The organism is Polaromonas sp. P1_E1_2 (assembly GCF_056406035.1).
In genome coordinates, this window is sequence record NZ_JBFUAZ010000570.1 from 1 (window position 1) to 2,750 (window position 2,750).

General features: G+C 57.1%; 4 protein-coding genes. All 4 read right to left on the reverse strand.

The features are described from left to right. Window positions 1-559, reverse strand: a 559-nt coding sequence (locus AC1D1P_RS20025) for a sigma-70 family RNA polymerase sigma factor (RefSeq protein ID WP_477674175.1), incomplete at its 3' end; no start/stop codon positions are given. After that, complete coding sequence (locus AC1D1P_RS20030; protein WP_477674176.1) at window positions 556-1,098, reverse strand: hypothetical protein; 543 nt, start codon at window positions 1,096-1,098, stop codon at window positions 556-558. The genes AC1D1P_RS20030 and AC1D1P_RS20025, both read right to left, overlap by 4 nt. Before the next feature lie 32 nt (window positions 1,099-1,130). Beyond that, complete coding sequence (gene fabF / locus AC1D1P_RS20035; RefSeq protein ID WP_457279384.1) at window positions 1,131-2,375, reverse strand: beta-ketoacyl-ACP synthase II; 1,245 nt, start codon at window positions 2,373-2,375, stop codon at window positions 1,131-1,133. 82 nt (window positions 2,376-2,457) lie between these two features. Continuing rightward, the gene (gene acpP, locus AC1D1P_RS20040; RefSeq protein WP_011484542.1) at window positions 2,458-2,697 is read right to left on the reverse strand and encodes an acyl carrier protein; all 240 of its coding nucleotides are present in this window, start codon (window positions 2,695-2,697) and stop codon (window positions 2,458-2,460) included. Window positions 2,698-2,750: the final 53 nt, after the last annotated feature.

A 2,750-nucleotide genomic window follows, 5' to 3' on the forward strand; every position in this document is an offset into this window, starting at 1 on the left:
CTGTACCGATAGGGCAATCCATCGCCTCTGAAATCTCTTCGTAGCTCAGCCCTTCTATTTCGCGTAGGGTAATGGCCTGGCGAAGCTCCTCAGGCAAGGCTTCCATGGCGGCATTGATGATTTCCGCAATTTCCTTGGTGGCCAGCACGGCTTCCGGCGTTTCCGAGCTTGTTAGTTCGTTTTCAAGCGGGGAAGTTTCATCGCTTTCATCGCTTTGGCCCGATTTAAAGGAGTTTTCAGAGACGGTTGGATCCCGTTTAAGGTCCATCAGGGCCTTTTTGGCGGTATTCACCGCAATCCGGTAAAGCCATGTGTAGAACTGGGCCTCGCCCCTGAACTGCGCCAGGGCCCTGTAGGCGCGGATGAACGTTTCCTGGGCGATATCTTCCACCAGGTCCACATCGCGCACCATACGGCCTATCAGACGCTGGATGCGCCGCTGGTATTTGATGACCAGCAGCTCATATGCCTTCTGGTCGCCTGCAACGGTGCGCTCCACCAGCATGGCATCGCTGTCGGTTGCTTTTTCCAGTTGAGGCGGAGGCAGGTCAGCGCTCATGGGTTTTGTGACGTGACTTCAACTGGGCGCATAGACCCCGATACTGCCACAGCCGGCACGGGTTCTGCAGGCCGAAAATCGTGCGGCGATAAGGTGGAAGATGACTTGTGCGGCGAGTAGACCGCCCGGCGCAGGTCCAGCCATCGCTCCGGCATGACGCCGCGCTCCACCCAGAGCCACAGCCGTGCGTGAGCAGAATTTTCAAGCCGAAGCAGTAAGTAGTGTTGAAGATCGGCAAGGACTGAAAGCTCATATTCGGCGACGCCCGCCTGATAACCCGGGCTCTCCCAGCGCCACACTTCGCCATCCCATGCCAAGTGGCCCGCCGGAGAGTTTCGCCAACCAATATGTGCTGCCACACCAGCGCCCAAAGCGGCAGTAAGTGCCAGGCCGATGCGCCAATCCAGCTGACGGTTTCCGTTGAAATACCAGAGCATCGCTAAAAGCAGCCCGGACAGCCATAAACCCAACAAAAGAGTACCCAGAAAACGCGAACGCCCCAGCGGATAAACAACCGGCGGGGCGTTGTGCAGGCTCAAGGCAGGCTGTTGGACGTGCGTGAGCCGGGAAATCAGGCGCGCTTGAAGACCAGCGTACCGTTGGTGCCGCCGAACCCGAAATTGTTTTTGACGGCAACCTCGATTTTTGCGTCACGCGCGGTATTGGCACAGTAGTCCAGGTCGCACTCGGGATCCTGGTTGAAGATATTGATGGTCGGCGGTATTTTCTGGTGATACAGCGAAAGCACCGTAAACACCGACTCAATGCCGCCGGCGCCGCCCAAAAGGTGACCCGTCATGGATTTGGTCGAGCTGACCACCATGTTTTTAGCGTGACTGCCGAACGCCGCCTTGACGGCGTTTGTCTCGTTCAGGTCGCCCAGCGGCGTGGACGTGCCATGCGCGTTGAGGTACTGGACTTCGTCGGCATTGACACCTGCGTTCTTCAACGCCATGACCATGGAGCGACGCGGTCCGTCGACATCGGGCGCTGTCATGTGATATGCGTCTGCGCTCATGCCGAACCCGGTCAGTTCAGCATAAATTCTGGCGCCCCGTGCTTTGGCATGCTCGTACTCTTCGAGAACCAGCACACCGCCGCCTTCGCCCAGCACAAAACCATCACGGTCCTTGTCCCAGGGGCGAGATGCTGTTTTCGGGTCTTCGTTGCGGGTGGACAGGGCACGCGCTGCGGCAAAGCCGCCTACGCCCAGCGGAGAGACGCAGGACTCAGCGCCACCGGCCACCATCACGTCGCAATCACCATATTCAATCATGCGCGCCGACAGGCCGATGGCATGAAGTCCCGTCGTACAGGCCGTTACGACCGCGACATTGGGGCCTTTAAAGCCGAATTTGATGGATACATGCCCGGAAATCATGTTGATGATCGAGGCAGGTACAAAAAACGGAGACACCCGGCGCGGGCCGCGATTGACCAGCTCGGAATGCATTTGCTCGATCATCGGCAAACCGCCTATGCCCGAACCGATATTGCAGCCAATGCGGGTCGCCAGTTCGCCGTCGAGCGCCTCGCCTGTCGGCAAGCCGCTGTCGGCCACCGCCTGGAAAGCTGCAGCCAGACCCAGATGAATGAAGCGATCCATGTGCCGCGCTTCTTTTTCGGGAATGTAATCCGCGATATTGAAGCCTTTGACCTCACCAGCAAATTTGCAGGCAAAGTTGCTTGCATCAAACTGCGTGATCAGATCAATTCCGGGCACACCGGCAATCAGATTGGCCCAGGATTCAGCCACGGTATTACCTACCGGGCTGACACAACCCAGACCTGTCACGACGACACGACGACGGCTCATTCAAAAATCCTGAGAAGAACCCGAAAAGCCCTGGAATGACTTTTCAGGCTTGATGACGGCGGAAGCAGGCGAAAGCCTTGCCTCAAGCCTTTTGATGGGTGTTTGCGTAGTCAATCGCGTTCTGGACGGTGGTGATCTTCTCGGCGTCTTCGTCGGGAATCTCAATGCCGAACTCGTCTTCCAGAGCCATAACCAGTTCTACGGTGTCAAGGGAGTCAGCGCCCAGATCGGCCACAAAGGCTTTTTCGCTGGTGACCTGGCCTTCTTCCACGCCGAGTTGTTCGGCAATGATTTTCTTAACACGTGCTTCGATATCGCTCATAGTTCCCTCTGAGGGTTGTAAATTAATCCGTGATTTTACCGCGTTAGAGTCGT

Coding starts and splice junctions, on each gene's coding strand:
- fabF (WP_457279384.1), bottom strand. CDS start 2,375: ATGAGCCGTCGTCGTGTCGTCGTGACAGGTCTGGGTTGTGTCAGCCCG.
- acpP (WP_011484542.1), bottom strand. CDS start 2,697: ATGAGCGATATCGAAGCACGTGTTAAGAAAATCATTGCCGAACAACTC.